We start from the raw sequence: 4,945 nt of genomic DNA on the forward strand, positions 1-4,945 counted from the left end.
ATAGGCATGAAATTTAAATTATTTTAACTTTTACCATAAAAGTAGCGCAAGAGCCAAACTTTAATTGTAAGGATTTAAAACAACTAGATACACTTTGGGTAAATAACTCTAAGGGGTATTTTGGTTATAGTGTCCAGAAAAAAATATATTTGGCTAGTGGCAATTCTCTCGATTTTGATTGGGAGAAGGTAGAATGGAAAAATAGGAACTTGTGGTATAATGATTTTAAAGATTTTACAAAAAGTGTGGGATGGAGACGAAAGGATGGGGAGTGGAAAAGATATGAGGAATTACCCATGAACCTATCGATGAGAGGAGAACTCCCGTCGTATATAGGGGTACAGGGTTTTTGGGGGTTTGGGGGTGGTGATGGTGGTATGACCGTAACTCCTTTCTTGTTGCAGAGACTTGTAAATTGTAGCAGATAAGGTTTTCAGAGGATTGTAAAGATTTATTCCTGGGATATTTTCCTGGCAATAATAAGACTTTTGGAGATTCGATACCTGGCACTACAGGCTGCAAACAAAAAAACAAACAACACAAAAAGAATTGGCGTATTAACAGTCGTTAATATTGCCAAAAAGTAGCAAATTACTCTAAAAAAGACATTTTTAGTGATAAATAGAGACACTGCTCCTATCTTCATCTCAAATCATTGACTGTGATTTCTAAAAATCATCGCTGCAACTTGCGGATTATAACAATTAGCAAAAATAAATTTCTCAGCCACATCAACAATTAATTTCTGGATTACTTACTTCCCAACTATCCCAAGGCAATCGCATCTGTCCTGGTGATGCTTTTTTGCCTTTGCCTTTAATTACTTTAGGCAAAAATTGATTACCCCAAAAATAGCGTTTTTCTGTTTTCGCTTTTGGTTTGTACTTTTTACAAAAACCCCGATATTTAGCAGCACATTCATTTAAAGTTTTACCCAACGCCAAAAAAGCCGGATGCCAAGTTGTTAAACCATCATCCCCAAGTCGGTCATAGACTCCATAATTACTAAAATCATAGAAAAAGCCTTCTTGCATTCCTGCCGCTTTCGGATTGGCGTGAATATACCCCCCTTAATCCCCCCTTGGAAAGGCTACCGTGTACACACAAGTCGAATTACCCCCCTCAATCCCCCCTTGCAAAGGGGGGAAGCCGGAAATCTAGTTCCCTCCCCTTTGCAAGGGGAGGGTTAGGGTGGGGTAAAACCTTGGTTCTGAGTAGTGACGCGATCGCTGTATCCTAGTTTTAAGTTGCGCTGTGGCCGTGGCATAAGAATAATTTGTCATCCTCTAATTCTCCCCATAATATCTATGCCCTTTAACAATTTTTTTAATAAAACCCCAAAACCTGAACCCGCAGAGATGACTGGTTTAATCAAAATATCGGGATGTGACAACCCAAAGCGATGCGGGGATGTGATTTTTGTTCATGGGTTAGGTGGTCACTCACGAGCAACTTGGCATCCGCAAGAACTACGCAACGATGATAATTTCTGGTTAACGTGGCTTGCACAAGAAAGACCAGATTTAGGTATTTGGTCTTTTGGCTACAAAGCTGAACCCTTTGAGTGGAGAGGTTCAACAATGCCACTCTTTGATAGAGCTAGTAATTTACAAGAATATTTACAAGTTAATGATATTGGAAAATACCCAATAATTTTTATTGCTCATAGTATGGGTGGATTATTAGTTAAAGAAATGCTGCGTAATGCTCAGACTTTTCAAAAAAAAGCAGTTATTCAACAGACAAAAGGCATTGTATTTCTATCCACTCCTCACACTGGTTCTCATCTCGCTAACTTAGTCGATAAAATTAGTATTTTGGCACGAACCACTGTTAGTGTTAATGAATTAAAATCACATATTCCCCAACTGCGTCAACTTAACGAGTGGTATCGGCAAAATGTTGACTCCTTGGAAATTACTACAAAAGTTTATTTTGAAACAAAGCCTACTCAAGGTTTTTTAGTTGTAGACCCAGATAGCGCTAACCCAGGCATCAAAGATGTCCAACCTACCGCTACAGATGACGACCATCTTTCTATCACTAAGCCAAAATCAACAGATAATTTAGTCTACAAGGGAGTTAGTCAGTTTATTAAGCAACAATTGCTAATTAATCTAGGCATTATTGAACAACCAACACCAAAAGTCAAACAGAATAACTCCTCAGTGATTTATGAAAATCCTGATGGTCAAGTTCCTCTTAACTCCCCCTTTTATATCGAGCGTCCAGAGGTAGAAATTAAATGTTATGAGTCCATCCTGCAACCAGGGGCGTTAATCCGCATCAAAGCGCCGCAAAAGATGGGTAAAACTTCTTTAATGAGCCATATTCTTGACCATAGTAAACAAAAAGGTTATCGCACAGTTTCTCTTAATTTATGGAGTCAAGAAAATCTTACCGATCTCAATAAATTTTTAGAGGAATTTTGTGCAACGCTGAGTTATGAATTAGGGCTAGAAGAACAAATAGATAAATATTGGAAAAAACGATTAAGCAGTCAAGTTAACTGCACTAATTATTTAAAAGACTATTTATTAAAAAATATTAATACTCCCCTAGTATTAGGCTTAGATGATATTGATAAAATTTTTCCTTATCCCGAAATTGCTCAGGAATTTTTTGCTCTACTCCGAGCTTGGCATGAAAACGGTAAAAATGAAGAAATCTGGCAAAAATTGCGTTTAGTAATTGCTCATTCTCAAGAAGTATATGTTTCTCTAAATGTCAATCAATCTCCCTTTAATGTGGGTTTATCTGTGGAGATAGGAGAATTCAACGCCACACAAATAAAAGAATTAGTCCAACGACATCAATTAAATTGGTCAGATACACAAATCGAACAATTAAGGGAAATGATTGATGGTCATCCTTATTTATTAAGGACTGCTCTTTATCAAATTGCCACAGGTAATTTAACTTTAGAACAATTTCTCAAAGTTGCTCCCACTGACGAGGGATTATTTAGAGGTTTTTTACATCCCTATCTTTCACTGCTAGAAGAAGATAAATTGTTAAAAGCAGCGATGAAAAAAGTGATTGAGAGTGATATTCCTGTGAAGTTAGACTCTGCACAAAGTTTTAAATTACGCAGTCTGGGCTTAATTGAATTTAAAGAAAATAAAGTTCAATGCCTTTGTAATTTATATCGCCTTTATTTTCGAGAACGCCTATCTGAATGATTATCTGATATTTTACTAAAGATTAGTCTTAACAAAGCTTTTACCAAATCTTAAAGTTAACCTGAGACATTTAGTTAACTAGTCTCAATAAAATCCTAGTAGTATCAGGTATTTACTTATACATTGTTTCTAAAATGAAGATTAAGTTAAAGACAACAACAATGAAGAGATTTACTAAAAAAAGTTTTGCAAGTTCAGCGATCGCTACTTTTGTTACTATAATTGCTTCAGCCAATATAGCCACCCTACCTGCTGCTGCTGCAACTTTAGCATCTGATATTACATCTGTTGGCTTTGGTTCTTTAGTTGATCAACCAGACATCACAGTAAATGATGTAACTTATCTTAATAAATCATTGGCAGTTACAAGGGTAACTGCCAATTCAACAAACTGGATTTTCGGCAACTTCGCTCAACCAGTTGTTACTTTACGACGTGGCGGTTATGCTCCAGCAGATAGCTTTGGTAACTACAACAATAGACAGTTAATTTTAAGTGAAGGAATTGCCGGACTACCATTAACAACAATCAAAACCAGTCAGCCAACGACAAGCCAAGCAGTTCTTAGCCAAAACAATATCCTGCAAGGTGCGGAAAATATTTTTGTCAATGCTGGAAATACAGGTGCAATTCAAGAACTTCAAACTGATATTGAACGGGCTGATTTTGTCTTTAATTCAGGTATTTCTACCTCTAAAAATCTTGCTACAACTATTTTTGATAGAGGTCTATTTGCTGCCCATGATAGTTTTCAAATTGCGCCGATTCTAAGTATTGATTCGGCTGGAAATCCAACTAGCTATGGTTCCTTAACTTCTATTGCTACTGGTTGGGGAAGTACTAACTTACGACCAGGTGGTAGCCCAGATAATAATCTACCTTACTCAGAATTGACTAACAGCACTGGTGAGTTTAGGGTAGTTAACTTAGTTAATCAACAAGTTGGTGGAATTCTCCTACCTCTATCTTCATTTTCAAACACACCAACCACGATTTATGGTTATTCACTATTTGCTCCTGACGTGAATGATAACGGCAATTCTTCTAATTTATTAGACTGGACAAATAGCAGCTTTTTTCCACAGAATACGCCTAATGCAGTTGGTGGTCTTGATTTACTTTCAGGAAGCGGTCGCATAGCTCAAGCTGTACCTGAACCATCAGCAATTCTGAGTATTTTAATGTCCGGTTGTGTTCTTGCTGGATTCAAGCGAAAGTACAAAGCCTCTGCAAAAAATTTGCTTAAATCAAACAAGTAGGAACAAAAAGATCCCCGACTTCTTCAAGAAGTCGGGGATCTGGTTTTCTCGTGGTAAGCAAATCGAATTACGAATTACGAATTACGAATTAAACTTCTGCTGGTTGATACTCTTGTTGTCTTTCCACAAACGACTGAACACGGGTGCGGTAGTTTCTCACAGTATCATCTACCCATTCGCGATCGTTGCTATTTGCATACAAATGCACCAATGGTTCGCTGGCATCTGGTAAAACTAACAACCAACTGTCATCATAAGGTTGACAAATTTTCACTCCATCAATAAGTTCTAGATTTTGGGCTGGGTGAGTTTCCACTAAGTAACGCATCAAAGCACCCTTAGCTGTCCACGGGCAGCGGATTGTATAAGTTTTGTGAATGACACGGGGTAATTCCGATCGCGCCGCAGCCAGCGATCGCTCCTGTATAGTCAACATCTCAATTATCTTCGCAATGCAGAACATGGAATCAAATCCCGGATGCAGTTGCGGGAAAATAAAACCAG

General features: G+C 37.7%; 4 protein-coding genes and 1 pseudogene. 3 read left to right on the forward strand and 2 right to left on the reverse strand.

What is annotated here, in order from left to right:
- Positions 1–35: 35 nt before the first annotated feature.
- A complete protein-coding gene (locus HWQ37_RS29110) occupies positions 36–428 on the forward strand; it encodes a GUN4 domain-containing protein (protein WP_292753893.1) in 393 nt (130 codons plus the stop codon).
- A gap of 303 nt (positions 429–731) precedes the next feature.
- On the opposite strand, the gene HWQ37_RS29115 is transcribed toward HWQ37_RS29110, so the two are convergent.
- Positions 732–1,034, reverse strand: coding sequence for a hypothetical protein (locus HWQ37_RS29115; protein ID WP_292753890.1), 303 nt, complete (start codon positions 1,032–1,034; stop codon positions 732–734).
- 273 nt (positions 1,035–1,307) lie between these two features.
- On the opposite strand from HWQ37_RS29115, the gene HWQ37_RS29120 reads away from it, so the two are divergent.
- Entirely contained in the window at positions 1,308–3,182 is a 1,875-nt protein-coding gene (locus tag HWQ37_RS29120; RefSeq protein ID WP_292753891.1) for an AAA-like domain-containing protein, read from the forward strand.
- 161 nt (positions 3,183–3,343) lie between these two features.
- On the forward strand, positions 3,344–4,441 hold the full coding sequence (locus HWQ37_RS29125) for a hypothetical protein (RefSeq protein WP_292753892.1): 1,098 nt from the start codon (positions 3,344–3,346) through the stop codon (positions 4,439–4,441).
- A gap of 88 nt (positions 4,442–4,529) precedes the next feature.
- Here HWQ37_RS29125 and HWQ37_RS29130 read toward each other — a convergent pair.
- Positions 4,530–4,945, reverse strand: a pseudogene (locus HWQ37_RS29130) (mannose-1-phosphate guanylyltransferase); the annotation flags it as partial.

This window comes from Nostoc sp. NMS4, from assembly GCF_017115095.1.
Lineage (GTDB): Bacteria > Cyanobacteriota > Cyanobacteriia > Cyanobacteriales > Nostocaceae > Nostoc.